The sequence below is a fragment of the Methylobacterium sp. C25 genome (genome assembly GCF_021352225.1).
GTDB lineage: Bacteria > Pseudomonadota > Alphaproteobacteria > Rhizobiales > Beijerinckiaceae > Methylobacterium.
This window is the reverse complement of the sequence record NZ_JAAUVI010000002.1, coordinates 657,653-674,730: the sequence shown is the minus strand read 5'-3', so window position 1 is coordinate 674,730 and position 17,078 is coordinate 657,653. Positions and strand designations below refer to the sequence as shown.

17 protein-coding genes are annotated in these 17,078 nt (G+C 65.9%); 8 read left to right on the top strand and 9 right to left on the bottom strand.

The window, feature by feature from the left end; genetic code table 11:
• Positions 1-87 precede the first annotated feature (87 nt).
• The 4 genes from HCU64_RS09560 to HCU64_RS09545 all read left to right on the top strand — a co-directional run bounded on the left by HCU64_RS09560 (position 88) and on the right by HCU64_RS09545 (position 4,138).
• Positions 88-1,263: a glycosyltransferase family 61 protein gene (locus tag HCU64_RS09560; protein ID WP_233383588.1), complete on the top strand. Its 1,176-nt coding sequence runs from the start codon at positions 88-90 to the stop codon at positions 1,261-1,263.
• Between the two features lie 49 nt (positions 1,264-1,312).
• On the top strand, positions 1,313-1,987 hold the full coding sequence (locus HCU64_RS09555; protein ID WP_233383587.1) for a metallophosphoesterase family protein: 675 nt from the start codon (positions 1,313-1,315) through the stop codon (positions 1,985-1,987).
• 64 nt (positions 1,988-2,051) lie between these two features.
• Complete coding sequence (locus tag HCU64_RS09550; protein ID WP_233383586.1) at positions 2,052-3,500, top strand: short-chain fatty acid transporter; 1,449 nt, start codon at positions 2,052-2,054, stop codon at positions 3,498-3,500.
• Between the two features lie 14 nt (positions 3,501-3,514).
• The gene (locus HCU64_RS09545) at positions 3,515-4,138 is read left to right on the top strand and encodes a carboxymuconolactone decarboxylase family protein (protein ID WP_325169962.1); all 624 of its coding nucleotides are present in this window, start codon (positions 3,515-3,517) and stop codon (positions 4,136-4,138) included.
• A 234-nt stretch (positions 4,139-4,372) separates the two neighbouring features.
• On the opposite strand, the gene HCU64_RS09540 is transcribed toward HCU64_RS09545, so the two are convergent.
• From HCU64_RS09540 to HCU64_RS09510, 7 genes are all read right to left on the bottom strand, one after another.
• Entirely contained in the window at positions 4,373-4,744 is a 372-nt protein-coding gene (locus tag HCU64_RS09540; protein WP_233383585.1) for a DUF423 domain-containing protein, read from the bottom strand.
• A 43-nt stretch (positions 4,745-4,787) separates the two neighbouring features.
• Positions 4,788-6,884 (bottom strand): methyl-accepting chemotaxis protein, encoded by a 2,097-nt coding sequence (locus HCU64_RS09535; RefSeq protein ID WP_233383584.1) that lies wholly within the window; start codon positions 6,882-6,884, stop codon positions 4,788-4,790.
• Between the two features lie 146 nt (positions 6,885-7,030).
• Positions 7,031-7,684 (bottom strand): ribosome biogenesis GTP-binding protein YihA/YsxC, encoded by a 654-nt coding sequence (gene yihA, locus HCU64_RS09530; protein WP_233383583.1) that lies wholly within the window; start codon positions 7,682-7,684, stop codon positions 7,031-7,033.
• Positions 7,685-7,699: 15 nt separating this feature from the next.
• Positions 7,700-9,547: a membrane protein insertase YidC gene (gene yidC / locus HCU64_RS09525; RefSeq protein WP_233383582.1), complete on the bottom strand. Its 1,848-nt coding sequence runs from the start codon at positions 9,545-9,547 to the stop codon at positions 7,700-7,702.
• The gene (rnpA, locus tag HCU64_RS09520; RefSeq protein ID WP_233383581.1) at positions 9,540-10,064 is read right to left on the bottom strand and encodes a ribonuclease P protein component; all 525 of its coding nucleotides are present in this window, start codon (positions 10,062-10,064) and stop codon (positions 9,540-9,542) included. Before rnpA ends, yidC begins: the two co-directional genes overlap by 8 nt.
• A gap of 47 nt (positions 10,065-10,111) precedes the next feature.
• Positions 10,112-10,246, bottom strand: a complete 135-nt coding sequence (rpmH, locus tag HCU64_RS09515; protein ID WP_055947927.1) for a 50S ribosomal protein L34 — start codon at positions 10,244-10,246, stop codon at positions 10,112-10,114.
• Positions 10,247-10,422: 176 nt separating this feature from the next.
• Complete coding sequence (locus tag HCU64_RS09510) at positions 10,423-10,965, bottom strand: sugar O-acetyltransferase (protein ID WP_267922278.1); 543 nt, start codon at positions 10,963-10,965, stop codon at positions 10,423-10,425.
• Positions 10,966-11,122: 157 nt separating this feature from the next.
• Between HCU64_RS09510 and HCU64_RS09505 the strand changes: the two genes are divergently transcribed.
• Both HCU64_RS09505 and rcdA read left to right on the top strand, forming a co-directional pair.
• Entirely contained in the window at positions 11,123-11,302 is a 180-nt protein-coding gene (locus tag HCU64_RS09505) for a hypothetical protein (protein ID WP_233383579.1), read from the top strand.
• Between the two features lie 113 nt (positions 11,303-11,415).
• Positions 11,416-11,949, top strand: a complete 534-nt coding sequence (rcdA, locus tag HCU64_RS09500) for a protease adaptor protein RcdA (RefSeq protein ID WP_233383578.1) — start codon at positions 11,416-11,418, stop codon at positions 11,947-11,949.
• Between the two features lie 21 nt (positions 11,950-11,970).
• Here the strand turns inward: rcdA and HCU64_RS09495 are convergent, their stop codons facing one another.
• Together HCU64_RS09495 and tpiA are read right to left on the bottom strand one after the other, a co-directional pair.
• On the bottom strand, positions 11,971-12,459 hold the full coding sequence (locus tag HCU64_RS09495; RefSeq protein WP_233383577.1) for a hypothetical protein: 489 nt from the start codon (positions 12,457-12,459) through the stop codon (positions 11,971-11,973).
• Between the two features lie 127 nt (positions 12,460-12,586).
• Positions 12,587-13,351: a triose-phosphate isomerase gene (gene tpiA / locus HCU64_RS09490; protein WP_233383576.1), complete on the bottom strand. Its 765-nt coding sequence runs from the start codon at positions 13,349-13,351 to the stop codon at positions 12,587-12,589.
• Between the two features lie 213 nt (positions 13,352-13,564).
• On the opposite strand from tpiA, the gene HCU64_RS09485 reads away from it, so the two are divergent.
• Positions 13,565-15,466, top strand: a complete 1,902-nt coding sequence (locus HCU64_RS09485) for a SurA N-terminal domain-containing protein (RefSeq protein ID WP_233383575.1) — start codon at positions 13,565-13,567, stop codon at positions 15,464-15,466.
• Positions 15,466-16,986, top strand: coding sequence for an anthranilate synthase component I (trpE, locus tag HCU64_RS09480; RefSeq protein WP_233383574.1), 1,521 nt, complete (start codon positions 15,466-15,468; stop codon positions 16,984-16,986). The genes HCU64_RS09485 and trpE overlap by 1 nt, the downstream gene beginning before the upstream one ends.
• The last annotated feature ends 92 nt before the right edge of the window (positions 16,987-17,078 follow it).

Genomic DNA, 17,078 nt, shown 5'->3' with positions numbered 1-17,078 from the left:
CAGCGTCGGCCGCCTCGTCGCTTCGGATGCCGTCCCTTGTGCATCGAGACGGCATCGGGCCTATAGCCCGGCGCAACAGGGACGACGATGACGCCGCTTCGCCCAGCATCGAGGGGCCGCTGGACCGAACCGGCCATCCGGCGCTGCCGAGAAACGAATGGAACGGTCGAGCTGATCGGCCCGCAGCCCGGCATCGGGCACGTCGCGGATGCCGTCTACGTTCCGCTCTGCGGCCCGGGTCCTTGGGGCATCTACGATGCCGGCGGGGAGATCGGCGGGGCCAATGCAGCAGCCGTCGGCGTGGGACTCGACACGGCCGCCCTCGGCGATGAACTTCCTGCGGCGGACGAGCGGCTCCATCTGTATCTCGGGCCTATGACCGCTCATTTCGGACACTTCGTGACCGATGTGGTTGCGCGGCTGTGGCCTCTCGTGGCGTGGCAGGGCGAGCGGCCGAGGCTCCTCTATCACGGGCCGTCCGGGCTCGATCAGTGGCGCGAGCACAGCTTCATCGCGTTGATGCTCGCGCGGTTCGGCCTCGACATCGACGATCTCGTCTGCTTCGACGAGCCTCACAGGATCCCGAACCTCGTGGTTCCCGGACCCAGCTTCAGCCACGGCCGGGCTCACGAAGAATACGCGACCCTCTGTCGGCACATCGGGCGACCGTTCTGGCGGGACGACGAGGTCGATACCGAGGACCGGCCAATCTTCCTGTCGAAGCTCAAGCTATCGGCGGGCTCCATGCACAAGCCCAGCGACGAGCAGGCCCTGGTCGATGAGCTCGAACGCCGCGGAGTCGAGATCGTCTTCCCCGAGGATCTGAGCTTTCCCGAGCAGGTCGCACTTTTGGCCCGCCGGCGGACGATCATGGGCATTGCCGGCTCGGCCTTGCACACATCGCTCTATTCGGCGCCGAGACGGCGGATCATCGCCCTGAACTACTGGGAGAAGATCAACGCCAACTTCCCGGTGATCGATCGACTCAATGACAACACGGCCTTCTACTATGCCCCTCGCACGACTCGGTACACGAAGGGCGGCGATTATCTGTTGCGCTGGACGATCGAGAATCCCGCAGCCGCCGCAGCCGAGCTGATGGAACGCGCGAACGACTTCGCCGGCGTCGATGCGCGCGACGCTGAGGAGGACGAGACCGTGGAGCGCCGGGCGCGCTCGCTTGCCGGCCGCATCGAGAGCGGCCGCCGATGGATCGGCCGTCGGTTGAGCCGTGTCGCCTTTCCGCAGCGCCGTGATCCGTAGTGGCGCTGGACGTCTTGCCCCTTCGGGCGATTGCTCCGACAACCGCTCCATGAACGCCGATACGCTGACCTACGCCATCGGCGACATCCACGGCTGCGCCGACCTGCTCGACGCTCTGTTGGAGAAGATCGAAGCCCACGCAGCCGGGCGTTCGCGCCGGCTCGTCTTCCTGGGCGACTATATCGATCGCGGGGCCGACAGCGCTCGGGTCATCGAGACCCTGCGCAGGCTGCAATGGCGCGACGAGGGTGGCGTCACCTGTCTCATGGGCAACCACGAGGCGATGCTCCTGAAGACCCTGCACGAGCGCGGCGCTCGCGAGGTCTGGCTGCAGAATGGCGGCCACGAAACACTGCGCTCGTTCGGCGCAGACGGACCGGAGGGCCTGCCTGGAGACGTGCTCGACTGGATCGAGGCGCTGCCGACCCTGCACCAGGATGCCCGGCGCTGGTACGTCCATGCCGGTTTCAGGCCAGAGGCGGGCGTGCCCGATCCGGATGATGGCGCGCGCCTCTGGATTCGCGAGCCGTTCCTGTCCGAAGAGCGCGATTACGGCCGCCACGTCGTGCACGGGCACACGCCGCTCTCGAAGGGCCGGCCCGACGTACGACGCTTCCGCACCAACCTCGACACGGGCGCGGTCTATGGCGGTGCGCTGACCGCGGGCGTCTTCGGCCCCGACGAGTCGAAGGCGGTGGACTTCCTGCAGGTCCGCGCCCCATGACATGCCTCGCCGCTTGAGCCGGGACGCGGTTTCGGCACCTATGCCCGTAAAGGGGAACGCGTGAATGGCCGAGCACAATCAGCGGGGATCCGGATCGGCGGCGGCAGGGGAGGGCGCTCTGGCGCGCCTCGCCCTGCGGTTCACCGAATGGGCCGAGAAGTGGTTCCCCGACGCCTTCGTGTTCGTCGCCATCGCCGTGGTCATCGTGGCAGGCGCGGCGCTCCTCAACGGTGCCCCTGTCGAGAGTGTGACGAAGAGCTTCGGCGACGGCTTCTGGAGTCTGATCCCCTTCACGATGCAGATGGTCTTCGTGACCATCGGCGGCTATGTCGTCGCGACCTCGCCCCCCGTCCAGGCCCTGATCGACCGCCTCGCCCTCGTGCCGAAGACGGGCCGCGGCGCAATCGGCCTTGTTGCCATCGCGACGATGCTGTCCTCGCTCCTGAGCTGGGGCCTGAGCCTGATCTTCGGCGGCTTGCTCGCCCGCGCGCTGGCACGGCGCGAAGACCTGCGCATGGATTATCGCGCGGCGGGCGCCGCCGCCTATCTCGGGCTCGGGGCGACCTGGGCGATGGGCCTGTCCTCCTCCGCGGCGCAGCTTCAGGCCAATCCGAAAAGTCTGCCGCCGAGCCTGCTGCCGATCACCGGCGTGATTCCGTTCAGCGAGACGATCTTCCTTTGGCAGTCGATGGTGATCGCCGCCATGTTGGTGATCATGTCGACGGTGATCGCACTGGCTTCCGCGCCGGGCCGTGACAGTGCCGTCACCGCCCAGGACCTCGGCATCGATCCGAAACGCGAGGAAGAACAGATCACCGGGCCGCGGCAGCCGGGGGAGTGGCTGGAGCATGCGCCGGTCCTCACCATCGCCATCGGTCTGCTCGCCGCAGGTTGGCTGATCCAGGAATTCGCGCGCCAGAGCTGGATCGTCGCGATCTCCAACCTCAATACTTACAACTTCCTGTTCCTGCTCCTCGGCTTCGTGCTGCACTGGCGCCCGAAGCGCTTCCTGGTCTCGCTCGGGAAGGCCGTGCCGGCCACCGCCGGCATCCTGATCCAGTTCCCGTTCTATGCCGCGATTGCCGCGATCCTGACCGGCGCCAAGAATGCAGGAGGCCATAGCCTCGCTGACGTCATCGCGCACGCCTTCGTGGCCCTGAACACGCAAGGCAGCTTCCCGTTGGCAATGGGCGTGTATTCGGCCGTGCTCGGCTTCTTCGTGCCGTCGGGCGGTGGCAAATGGCTGCTCGAGGCGCCCTACGTGATGCAGGCGGCCAACGAGCTGAAGGTGCATCTCGGCTGGGCGGTGCAGGTCTACAATGCGGCCGAAGCGCTGCCGAACCTGATCAACCCGTTCTTCATGCTGCCGCTACTTGGCATCCTCGGACTGAAGGCGCGCGACATCGTCGGCTTCAGCTTCCTGCAGCTGATCTTCCACCTGCCGGTGGTCCTGTTCCTGCTGTGGGCCTTCGCCTTCACACTGGATTACCACCCGCCGGTGCTGCCGAGCTGAGGGATGGCAGGGACATGTCCATGCGTTTCATTCTCACACTCGCTATGGGACTGCTCATGACGGCGACCGCCTCGGCGCAGGATCGCCTCCCCGAGATCCCTGCCGATAAGCAGACCGAGGCGCAAAAGAAGGCCTCCGAGCAGTTCCTCGCGGCGCGAAAGGTGCCGGTCTTCGGCCCCTTCGTGCCGCTGTTGCGCAGCCCGGAACTCATGCTCAACGCGAGCAATATGGGGCTCTATCTGCGCTACAACAGCGTGATCCCGCTCAAGCTCAGCGAGTTCACGATCCTGCTGACAGCGCGTGAGTGGAGCCAGCAGCTCGAATGGCAGATCCACGAGCCGATTGCGCTCAAGGCCGGGCTCGATCCGGCGATCGTCGAGGCCGTGAAGGAGGGCCGCCGGCCCGATGCGATGGGCGAAGAGGAGACGCTGATTTACGCCTTCTCGACCGAACTTCATCGCAACAAGGCCGTCAGCGATACGACCTACACTCGCGTCGTGCAGAAATTTGGGGAGCAGGGCGCCATCGATCTCGCCGGCATCAACGGCTACTACACGCTGCTCGCGATGACCTTGAACATGGCCCGCACGGCCTTGCCTCCAGGCGTCGCGCCGCCACTACCTGTACTCGTGAAATAACGGCTGAGCGGACTGGGCGACCCGCTCACGCGCTTGGCGACCGACGCGGCCCCCTGCTTGCGCACCTTTAGTTTAGTCCAAGCGTCAACCTAAGACCGGCCGGCTTCAGCACACGCGCTAGGTCCATTGCATGTGAGACGACATGCAACATCATGAACTCCGCTCCCGCTTGTGCGGAGTAGCGAGAGTTGCGAGCAGAAAAACCAGAGTTCGGAAGAACGATGGGCTCGCCCGTTACTTTCGTCGCGGAACCACCGCTGTCGCAACGACGAGAAGCCATCCCGCCATCAGGACGAACCCACCGACCGGAGCGGCCATCGGGAACAGCGGTACGCCGGAGAGGGCGCGCATCGCGAGATCGCCGGAGAACAGGGCAAGGCCTGCGAGGATGGCGGCGCCCGCAAGCCGCGTGAGCCGGCCATGAGTCGCGCCCGAGCCGGCCAGCGCGACGAGGCCGACGACGAGCGGCGCGTGGAACAGAAGGAATTGCGCCGCGGTCTTCAAGGTCTCGCCGCCGTCCCTGTGCGCGGCCACGGCGCTCGCGAGCACGCCGAGAAGGCCGGACAGGGCCGCCAGGGCCAGCAGGATACGATCGATAACGGTCATGGGCATCTCCGCATCGGCTCATGCCCTGCCGGCACGATCGAAGCTATGCCGCCCGCACGCCGGAGAGGAAATGCCGCACCTCGTCCGACAATGCCTCGGACTGGCGCGAAAGCTCGTTGGCTGCGCTCAGCACTTGGCCGGCCGAGGCGCCAGTTGCCTCAACCGCATGGGCGACGCCGGCGATGTTGCCGGTCACCTCGCTCGTGCCGACGGCGGCCTGCGAGACGTTGCGCACGATCTCCTGGGTCGCCGCGCCCTGTTCCTCGACGGCTGCGGAGATCGAGGTTGCGACACCGCTGATCTCCTGGATGCGTGCGGCGATCCCGTCGATCGCGCCGACGGCGTGGCCGGCCGCTGCCTGGATCTGGCCGATCTGCCCAGAGATCTCCTCGGTGGCCTTGGCGGTCTGGTTGGCCAGGGCCTTCACTTCGGCCGCTACGACGGCGAAGCCCCGCCCCGCCTCGCCCGCACGAGCCGCCTCGATCGTCGCGTTGAGGGCGAGCAGGTTGGTCTGGCCGGCGATCGTGGTGATCATCGCCACCACGTCACCGATCTTGGCAGCAGCGCTGCTGAGGTTCTGGACGAGGGCGCCGGTCTGCGCCGCCTCGCTCACCGCCATCTGCGCCAGATTCGCGGAGCTTTCGACCTGCCGCCCGATTTCCTGGACCGAGGATCCGAGCTGCTCTGCGGCGGCGGCGACGGTATTGACGTTGACCGAGGCCTCTTCCGCAGCGCTGGCCACGTTGACGGACTGGCTCGCCGTCGCGGTCGCTGTGGAGGCCATGCTCCGTGCGGTCGACTGGAGCTGGGCGGCGGCGGAGGTGACGGCACCGATGATCCCGCTCACACTCCCCTCGAAGGTATCCGCCATCCGCCGCATGGCGTGCTTGCGCTGGGTCTCCGCACCGGCACGGGCGAGCGACGCTTCCTCCTCGAGCACTTGGCTGCGGATGAGGTTGTCCTTGAAGATCTGGACCGAGGCCGCCATCGCGCCAATCTCGTCCCGGCGTCCCACGCCGGGAACGTGCGCGTCGATGTCGCCGCGGCTCAGCCGTGACATCACGTCGGTCATCGCTGTGAGCGGTTTGGCGACGCGATACTGCGCGAGCGCGAGGCCGCCGAGCGAGAGCAGCACTGCCAGCGCAATCACGAAGACGGCCCGTAACATGTCGATCTTCGCACGCTCGGCCATCGCCTCGGTCATGGCGATGACCTTGTCCATGGCGCTCGTGGCGACGTTGAGGACGCTGCGCTGCCGTTGGCCGCTCTCGTTCTGATAGTCGCCCGCTGACATGCCGAGATGGCCCGAGGCAAGGCCTTGGCGCACCGCCTCCCGCCAAGCGATCCCCTCAGGCGAGAAGATCGCCGTCTGTACCCCCATCTGCGCCTGGGTGATCGTGTCGGGAATGCCGCCGCGGCGAATTTCGCCCAATACATTCGACCAATGCGCCTCGGCTTTGCCATAACCCACGGCCATCGCGTCGGTTTCCACCTGGGTCAGCGGCTGCATGCGCACGACGGCCTGCGTCAGGATGGAGTAGACCTCACCGATGCTGGCGCGGGTGCGCCAAGCGGCATTCTTGATGTTGACGAAGACCGCGCTGCCGCTCGCGCTTTGCTTGATGCGATCGCTCAGCGCTCCCGAGAGGTCATCGAGGGCGACGAGCAGCCGGTCGCCCTTCGCCGACCAACTGCCCAGCAGCGAGACATCGCGGGCATCCAGCGCCTTTCCGAAGGCCTCGTCGACGCCAACGCGCAGAGCCGCGAGCTGTTGGTAGTCGGTCGAGACCTGCTCGACGGTCGGCTTCGTCCCCGGGTCTGTGAAGGACGCGGTCTGCTTGCCGAGATCGGCCATGGCCGCGTCGAGCTCGGCGCGGGTTGCGACGATCTTCGCGCGCATGGCATCCGTGACGGGGCTCACTTGCAGCGCACTGCGCGTGTAGCTCTTCTCGAAGCGCGTGGCTTGCAGGGCAGACAGCACCGCCTTATCGGCCAGGGCTTCGTGCTGCGCGAGTTCGGACCGAGCCATCACGCTCCAGGCGCCGAGTAAATTGTTGACTGCCGTCGCGGTCAGACTGAGCCCCAACAGCCCCACGACGGCAAAAAGGCAGGTCCTGAGCGAGAGAGAGAAAGCCCGCATCGTATTCCGATTCCACCGGCCGGCGGCGACATCTCTAGTGCCGGCTATCTTTTGTTAATTTTTACTTGGAACCGGTAAACAAATGATGAGATCGCTGCTGTGCGCCAGTGATTTTGGCAGGCAACACAATTGATTGTGCCGACGGCTCAGGCCCCGCGCTCGGCTAGCAGGCGCGCCACGGCGGCACGCAGATCCGCTACGCCGCGATCGTCTCGGCTAGAGGTCAGGATAACCTCCGGATAGGCGGCCGGCCGCTTGGCTATGGCCGCCTGGATTCCAGCGATGCGCGCTTCGATTTCGTTCTTCTTGAGCGCGTCACCCTTGGTCAGGACGATCTGATAGGACACGGCCGCCTTGTCGAGGCCGTCGAGCACGTCGGTGTCGATGCTCTTCAGGCCGTGGCGAGAATCGATCAGCATGAAGACGCGGGCGAGGTTGGCCCGGCCCTTCAGGTAGGCATGGATCAGCTTGGTCCATGCCTCGACCTTAGCCTTCTCGACCGCCGCGTAGCCGTAGCCCGGCATGTCGACGAGCGTCAGTCGTTCGGCGATCTTGAAGAAGTTGAGCTGCTGGGTGCGACCCGGCGTGTGCGACGTGCGCGCCAGGGTGTTGCGCCCGGTCAGGGCGTTGATCAGGCTCGACTTGCCGACATTTGACCGCCCGGCGAAGGCGATCTCGACGCCGTCCATCGGCGGCAGAACACCGAGCGAAGGCGCTGCGGCGAAGAAATCGGCGCTTCCGGCGAAAAGCAGGCGGCCGGCCTCCTCGAGGCCGGCCTTTTCTGTCTCGGTATCGTTCACGTCGGCCCTGATCCGTCAGCTCTTGGCTGCGGCGCCCTTCTCGGGCGGTTTCTTGCTGAAGGTTCCCCTCAGGTTGTCCCACAACTCCACCTTCACGCCGTTGCGGCGCATGATGACGTATTGCTGCAGCACCGAGAGGGTGTTGTTCCATGCCCAGTAGATCACCAGGCCGGCCGGGAAGGAGCCGAGCATGAAGGTGAAGATGATCGGCATGAAGGTGAAGACCTGCGCCTGGACCGGGTCCGGCGGCGCGGGGTTCATCTTCATCTGGACGAACATCGTCACGCCCATGATCAGCGGCCAAACGCCGAGATGGACGAAGTCGGGCGCTGCGTAGGGCAGCAGGCCAAACAGGTTCAGGACGCTTGTCGGATCCGGCGCTGCGAGATCGTGGATCCAGCCGAAGAACGGCGCGTGCCGCATCTCGATGGTGATGAACAGGACCTTGTAGAGCGAGAAGAAGACCGGGATCTGGATCAGCACCGGCCAGCAGCCGGCGACGGGATTGATCTTCTCCTTCTTGTACAACTCCATCATGGCCTGCTGTTGCTTCATCTTGTCGTCTTTGTACCGCTCCCGGATGGAGGCCATCTCCGGCTGCACGGCCTTCATCTTGGCCATGGAGACGTAGGAACGGTTCGCGATCGGCAAGAAGAAGATCTTCAGGATCAGCGTAACGAGCAGGATCGCGACGCCGAAATTGCCGAGCCAGTGGAAGAAGAAGTCCAGCGCCTTGAACATCGGCTTGGTCAGGAACCAGAACCAGCCCCAATCGATCATCAGATCGAACTGCTTGATGTTGAGGTCCTTCTGGTAGCCGTTGATCTGGTTGACCTCCTTGGCGCCTGCGAACAGGCGCTGCGTCGCTGAGGACGAGGCGCCCGGCGCCACCGTGACGGCGTCGCCGCGCACACTGGTCTGATAGACTTTGGTGGCACCCTCGGTGCGCTCGGTATAGGCGCCGTTGAAGGGCTTATCCTGATCAGGGATGACAGCGGCTGCCCAGTACTTGTCGGTGATGCCGACGAAGCCGCCCGTCACGTTGTCCCACGCCTTGCCATGGGTGTTCGGGTTGCCGCCGAAGACCGGCTCCTTGCCGATCTTGTCGTACGTGTATTCCTGCAGGCCGTCGGCGCCGAGGGCACCGATCAGACCCTCGTGCAGAACGTAGTAGCCCTGGGTCTGCGGCTTACCCCAGCGCGAGACCAGGCTGTACGGGTAGAGGGTCACGGCCTTGGAGCCGGTGTTGTCGACCTCGTCGCGCACCGTGAACATGAACTTGTCGTCGACGGCGAGGATGCGCTTGAAGGTCAGGCCTGCGCCGTTGTCCGAGGTAAGGGTGACCGGCTTGCCGGGCGAGAGCACCTCGGCATCGGCCTTCCAGAGCGTGTCGGCGTTCGGAAGCGGACCGGCATCGGAGCCGACCCAGCCGAACTCGGCGTAATACGGATTGGCGCTGCCGCTTGGCGAGAGCAGCACGATGCGCGGGCTCTCGTCGCTGACGGTCTCGTGGTAGTTTTTCAGCAGCACGTCGTCGATGCGGCCGCCCTTGAGAGCGACCGAGCCGAACAGGGCAGGGGTGTCGATGCGCAGGCGCGCCGAACGGGCAATCGCCTCGTCGCGCGAGACCGGAGCCTGTCCGGCGCTGGGGACGGTGCCCGGCGCGGGCGCGGCGGGGCCGCCTTCCTTCGGGCTCGGCGAAGCGACAGGCGCTCCGTTCGGAGCCTGTCCTGGCGCCTGGTTATGCGCGGCGGCCTGCTTCTGCCGCTCGCTCATCGGCGCGGCGACGAAGTAGTTCCAGCCGAGCAGCACCGCCAGAGACAAGGCGATCGCGACGAACATGTTCGTCTTGTCGTTACCCATCGGTCGATCCGTGCGCCGTCTGTGTTTTGGAAGTCGTGTGGGGCTGTGCTCTGCCGGGATTCGTCCGGCGGGCGACATGTGCCCCCGATCGTGATTGAGCGCCAGGGGCCGCGACGCCGGGGTTGTCACTCCTGCGGCCGGGCGTGTCCTTCGCGCCGCGCGGCTTCGTCACCACCCTGAGGGCTCGGCGTAGGTCGTCCACCAGAGTGTCGAAAGGCGCATCGAGGGCGGAACGGCGCGCGACGAGCACGACGTCGGCCGCGCAATCGGGCGCATCGCCGGCGACCGCGGCAACGGCGCCACGCAGGCGGCGTCGGATGCGATTGCGCTCCACGGCCTGGCCGACTCGCTTGGTGATGGTGAAGCCGAGATGCATGCCCTCGGCAGGGCCACCGTCGCGCATCTCATCCGGCTCGCGGAGCCGCCCCTGCGCGGTCATCCGCTCTGTGTGGAAGCGCCGGCCGGACGCGGCTGCGAGGAAGTCCGGTCGCCGCCTCAGGCGTCGAATGCTCGGCACGGCCACCGGGTCCCTGAGATCCGGCCCTGGCGGGCCGGCGCGCCGTCTTAGGCGGATAGCTTCTTGCGGCCATGGGCACGGCGGGCGGCAATGACCTTACGGCCGCCGGCGGTCGCCATGCGCGCGCGGAAGCCATGACGGCGCTTCCGGACGAGCTTGCTCGGCTGATAGGTTCTCTTCATGACGTGAACTCCGGGCGACGGGATGACGGTCCAAGCGGCGCCTGAGCGCGCTGAGGACAGGTCCGTCCGTTTAAAGATGTGTCGGCAAGCGCAAAGAGCGCCCACGAGGGCGCCGCATCACTTGGCGCGGGCTTATGGCGGATGGTCCTGACCAAGTCAATTCTACGGAGCGATTTCTAGCCCTCGCTCCGCTTCCGGATCGGCCTTGCTGGATTGCCGGCGACGATCGTGCCGGGGGGCACGTCCCGCGTCACCACCGAACCCGCACCGATCACCGCGTCGTCACCCACGGTGACACCAGGAACGATGATGGCGCCCCCGCCGATCCAGACGTTACGCCCGATCACGACAGGTCGCCCGAATTCGAGGCCTTGCCGGCGCGGCTCCGCCTCACGCGGATGGTCGGCCGCGTAGATCTGCACGGCTGGGCCGATCTGCGTGCCGTCGCCGATGCTGACGGAGCAGACATCGAGAATCACGCAGTTGAAGTTCATGAAGGCACCGGCGCCGATGCTGATATTGAAGCCGTAATCGCAGAAAAATGGCGGCCTGATCACCGCCTCGGCGCCGACATGGGCGAAGCGCTCGACCAGCAGCGCGCGCCGCTCGGACGGCGGGGCGGCCAAGGCCGCATTGTAGCGCGCCATCCACTCCTTGTTCGCAGCGATGTCCGCTTGGATCTCGGGATCACCCGGCAGGTAGAGTTCGCCGGCCAGCATCTTCTGCTTTTCGCTCTTGTCCACGCTGTCTCCCGTGCCATTGCCTCGGACCGGAGCGGCCCCGCGCCTCAAAGTGCGGACACGCAGCACGAAGACAAGAGGGGCGCGGCCCCGAGGCCGCAACGGTCCGTTAACCTTTCCGGTCTATGACCGGCCCATGTCCAGCCTGCTGGACGTCGAGTGGGTTCTGTCCACTTTGTTTGATGCCTCCCTGTTCGACTTCATCACAGCCGTCCTGCGGGGCGGCTTTTTTCTTGCGCTGGTCAAGCCGCACGATGCCAAGCCGCACGATCACGTGCTTGCGACCGGGAGCCGTGGCACAAGGGCGCCGGATTAACGTTAAGCCTCGGTAAACGGTGCGGCCGCCGCGCAATGCGCTAGGTTCGTGTCGTCAGCCCGCGGATTCGCTTGTTCGAGCGAGCGCCGCGTGGGTGAGCCGCAGGAGGCACGATGACCGGCTTGGATGTCATGTTCCGTGACGAGAACGACTGGGTAAGCTTCGGGGAGACCTATGTCGCCTCCGAGAGCTTTAAGTCGCTGTTTCGCGACGGCATGGCCCTGGTCGAGGAGACCGCCGCGTATCTCGACGGGAACGGACGCGACGAATCGCGCGGTGCCTCGCGAGAAGCGACGCTGGCCTATGCTGGCGAGAGCATGCGCCTCACGACGCGGCTGATGCAGATCGCCTCGTGGCTCTTAGTGCAAAGGGCGGTGGCCGAGGGCGAGATCACGCACGGCCAGGCGCAGGAAGAAAAGCGCCGCGTAAAACTAACCGCAGCCGAAACCCGAATGGTGGACGAGGGCAACGGCTTTGGTCTGCTGCCAGAGCAGCTTCAGGACCTCGTCGGGCGCTCTCGTCGGCTGCACGCCCGCATTCTCCACCTCGACGGGCTCATCGCAGAAGATCGGCCGACGCCCCGTCCTGTCGAGAGCCCAGTAGCGGCTCAGCAGGGCTTGCTCCGCTCGGCTTTCGGCGGCTTATGACGAGGACCGGAGGGCCGGGGATCAGCCCTGCTTGCCGAGGCCGAGGCCGCGGAGAATGTCGCCGATCGGATCGATCCGCGATGCACTAGCCGGGGCGGCTCCGGCCGCGACGTGCGTCTCTGGTTGCCGCGAGTTCCGTTGGCCTGCCTGGCGCATTGCGGCTTGGCGCTGACGCATCGCAGCACGGGCGATCTTGCGACGACGTGTCTGCTCGGGTTTGGCCTGCGCCGAGACTTGGCGTACCGGCGACGGGGCGACGGTCTCGGGCTCCGGAATTGCAGGGGCGCTCGCCGCCACGAGCGGCTGGTCGGCCGGCGGCGGAGCTTTCACCGGCGGATCGGTCCATGTGACGGCGGCTGTCGGAACGGTCGCCACCTCGGCCACGGAGACCGGCTTCACCGAAGCCGTGTAGCGCGGCTTAACCGTTTCACGAGCGCTCGAATACGGAAACGGCGAAGCCGCCACCAATCCGGCAAGCATGATCGCGGAAATCGCGAGCGTTGACTTCAAATGGATCATGACCGGAAAACTTACGGTCAAGCTCATGGTTCCGCTTGAGCCTGTGCGAAAGCATGTGTGGGGCCACGTGCCCGGTATTCGATACTGATCTCGTACCGCGCCGTGCCGTCTGTGGCTCTTACGAGTAAGCCGCGCAGATACCCAAAAAGTCCTCGGCGACGAGGCTGGCACCGCCGACGAGAGCGCCGTCGACGTCCTCGACAGCCATCAACTCGCGGGCGTTCTTCGCTTTCACCGAGCCGCCGTACAGGATCCGCACCTTCTCCGCTTCGTCTGGGCCGACCATTGTGCCGAGCATGTCGCGCAGCGAAGCGTGCACCTCGGCGATGTCGGCGGTCGACGGCGTCTTGCCCGTACCGATTGCCCAGACCGGTTCATAGGCGATTACGGTATCTGCGGCGGTGGCGCCTTTGGGGACGCCGAGACCAAGCTGTGCGCGCACGATGTCGAGGGTGCGGCCTTCCTCGCGCTCGTCCTCGGTCTCACCGACGCAGATGATGCCGCACAGGCCCGCGCGGCGAGCACCAAGTGCCTTGGCGTGGACGCCGTTGTCGGTCTCGTGGTGGTAGGCGCGCCGCTCGGAGTGACCGAGGATCACGTAGCGGGCGCCGAGATCGGCGAGCATCTCGGCCGAGATCGAGCCTGTGAATGCCCCGCTCTCACGCGCATGCAGATTCTGGCCGCCGATGGCGATGGGCGAGCCGGCCACCGCGGCGACGCAGGACGCGATCAGCGTCGCGGGCGGACAGATCAGGACGTCAATCTTGTCGGTGAGGGCAGGGGAGAGACCGTCTCGGACGGCCTCGACGGTTTTGATCGAGGAGCGCAGCCCGTTCATCTTCCAGTTGCCTGCAACCAGCGGACGCCGTGCTTCGCTCGCCATCGTGGTCCCGTCTCCTCGATTGTTATTCTGTGATCCTGGCGGCCTATCAGAGCAAGCTTGGGCGCGCAAACGGACGAAATCCCGTTTCCCCATCACAGCCGGCGGCCGTCTCCACCCTTTGCGCCGCGCCGCGGATGGTCTATCGCGAGCCCCTCATTCCAAACCCCTTTTCCTTGGCGGAAAGGGGCGCATAGGCGTCATCCGGGCGACATCATGCTCCAGAACATCCGCAACGCGAGCCAGCATTGGCTCGGCAAGATCGTGATGTCGGTGATCTTCTTTTTCCTGATCGCGGGCGTCGCGATCTTCGGCGTCGAAGAGTTTTTTCGCGGAGGCTCGAGCACGGCCGTTGCGACTGTCGGCAAGACGCAGATCTCCGCGGAATCGGTGCGCACCGCCTACCAGAACCAGCTCAACCGCTACCAGCAGCAGCTCAAGCGCGTGCTGACGCCGGAACAGGCCCGAGCACTTGGCCTGGAGCGGCAGGTGCTGAGCCAGCTGATCACGGAGGCGGCGCTCGACCAGAAGACATCCGATCTCGGTCTCGCCATCTCGGACGAGGCGGTGCTGCGCGCGATCCGTGAGGAGCAGGCCTTCAAGGGCACCGACGGAAAGTTCGACCGTACCCTCTTCTACCATACCTTAAGCCGCGCCGGCATCAACGAGGCCATGTTCGTGCGCGAGCAGCGCTCGGTTGCCGCCCGTCTCCAACTCGCCGACGCTGTGACGGCCGAACTACCCGTCCCACAGGCTCTGCGGGAAGCGGTGCACCGCTATTCGACCGAGCGCCGAACCGCTGCCGTGCTGATGCTGACACCGGCCGCTGCAGGCGACATCCCGGCCCCGACGGACGAGGAACTGAAGACTTACTACGACAACAACAAGGGCACCTTCCGCGCAGCAGAGACCAGGTCCCTGAACTTGCTCGTCCTCGATCCTGAGGCGCTGGCCAAGCCCGACGCCATCACCGACGAGGACGCTCGAAAGATCTATGATGCCAACGCCGCCAAATACGGCAGCCCGGAGCGTCGTACCATCGAGCAGATCACGTTCCCTGACGAGGCGACCGCCGAGACGGCCCGCAAGCAGATCGAGAGCGGCGAGGTACCCTTCGAGGTGACGGCGACCGCTCGCGGTGTCGATGCCAAGAACCTGTCGCTCGGCAACCTGACCAAAGCCGAGCTGTTCGATCCGGCCGTGGGCGACGCGGCCTTCGCACTGGAGAAGGACAAGGTCAGCGCACCAGTGAAGGGTCGCTTCGGCACCGTGCTGCTGCGCGTCACGGCCATCGAACCTGCGACGCAGAAGCCGTTCGACGAGGTCAAGGACGAGATCCGCAAGACCATGGCGCTGCAGCGCGCCCGCGATGGCCTGGAGACTACGCACGACGCGATCGAGGATGCCCGCGCCAGCGGCAAGTCGCTTGCCGACATCGCCAAGGAGCGCGAGCTCTCACTCGTGACGGTTCCGGCCGTCGATGCCCAGGGCAAGGATGCCGCCGGGAAGAAGGTGGATGGCATCCCGGATGCCGACACGACGCTTGCCGCCGCTTTCCGCTCGGAGATGGGGGGCGATAGCGAAGCCCTGCGCACCAAGTCCGGCGGCTATATCTGGTACGACGTGACCAAGATCGACGCGGCGCATGACAAGCCCCTCGACGAGGTCCGCGACGAGGCGACCAAAGGCTGGAAGGAATCCGAGACCTCGAAGCGTCTCACAGCGAAGGCCAAGGAACTGGTGGAGAGGCTCGACAAGGGCGAAGCCCCGGAGGCGGTCGCCGAATCTGCCGGCGTCAAGACGAAAACAGTCGACAATCTCGCGCGAAACCAAGCCAAGGATGATCTCAGCACCGAGGTGATCGATCGCATCTTCGCCACCGCCGTCGACAAGGCCGGCTCGGCGCCCTCGGGCGAGAACCGCGCGGTCTACAAGATCACGCGCGCCGAGATGCCTGCCTTCGTGGCGGGCATGCCGACCGACAAGAACGCTGAGAAGAGCTTTCGCACGGCCCTCTCCGACGACGTGCTCGGCGAATACATCGCCGACGTCCAGAAGAACGCCGGCGTCACTGTCAACCAGACCGCGTTCAAGCGCGCCTTGGGCGGCGAGTATTGATGCACGCCGAGACGGACCGCTTCGAGGGATTTGCTCGTTCGTACGAAGCGGGCCGCGGCAGCCTCGTCAGCTTGACGCTGGTGGCAGACCTGGAGACGCCGGTTGCAGCCTTCCTCAAGCTGAAAGGGCAGTATCCGGGGCCCGGCTTCCTGCTCGAATCCGTCGAAGGCGGTGCCGTGCGCGGACGCTACTCGATGATCGGGCTCGACCCCGACCTGATCTGGCGCTGCACCGAGGGGGCCGCTGTCGCCCGCGACGCGGCACTCGTCGATTTCGTGCCGGATGACCGGCACCCGCTCGACTCCCTGCGCGCGCTGATCGCCGAGAGCGCCATCGGCGAGGATGCCAGCGAGACGCTGCCACCGATGGCGGCTGGTCTGTTCGGCTATCTCGGATACGACATGGTCCGCCGCATGGAGCGGCTGCCCGAGCCGAACCCGGATCCGCTCGGCGTGCCAGACGCGATGTTGATCCGCCCCCGCGTGATGGTGATCTTCGACGCGGTGGCCGACCAGCTTACCGTGGTGACGCCCGTGCGCCCGGCCGAGGGCATCTCAGCCAGGGCGGCCTACGAGGCCGCTCTCGACCGCATCGACCGTGCCACGTCGGCGCTCGAGGCACCTCTGCCGATCGAGGCGCGGATCGACGCCGCCGGCCTCTCGCAGCCGACGCCCGTCTCGAACACGCCGCCGGACGAGTATCTGAGGATGGTGGCGAAGGCGAAGGAGTACATCGTCGCCGGCGACATCTTCCAGGTGGTGCTGTCGCAGCGCTTCGAGGCGCCGTTCACGCTGCCGGCCTTCGCGCTCTACCGGAGCCTGCGCCGCACCAACCCTGCGCCGTTCCTCTGCTACCTCGACTTTTCGGAATTCCAGGTGGTCTGTTCGTCCCCGGAGATTCTGGTGCGGGTGCGCGACGACAAGGTCACGATCCGTCCAATTGCCGGCACGCGCCGCCGCGGCGCGACTCCTGCCGAAGACAAAGCGCTTGCAGATGAACTCTTGGCCGATCCGAAAGAGCGCTCCGAGCACCTGATGCTGCTCGACCTCGGCCGTAACGATGTCGGCCGCGTCTCGAAGCTCGGCACGGTGACGGTGACGGGTTCGTTCTTTCTCGAATTCTACAGCCAGGTCATGCACATCGTCTCGAACGTCGAGGGCGACCTCGACCCGAGGCACGACACGCTCTCGGCGTTGGCTGCGGGCTTCCCCGCCGGCACGGTCTCAGGCGCGCCGAAGGTTCGGGCGATGGAAATCATCGACGAGCTGGAGCGCGAGAAGCGCGGCCCTTATGGCGGCTGCATTGGCTATTTTGGCGCGCGCGGTGAGATGGACACCTGCATCGTTCTGCGCACGGCAATCGTGAAGGACGGCCGAATGCATGTGCAGGCTGGCGCTGGCATCGTCTACGATTCCGATCCGCAATCCGAACAGCAGGAATGCGTGAACAAGGCCAAGGCGCTGTTTCGCGCGGCCGAGGATGCGGTCCAGTTCGCAAGCCGGGCGCGACGGGGGCAGTAGGCTCCCCGTTTGGCCTTCGCGAAGCCTGCAAAGTGCCCACGCGGCTAGCGCCTGATCGGGTGTAGACTGCGCTGAGTCGCGCAACGACCGTA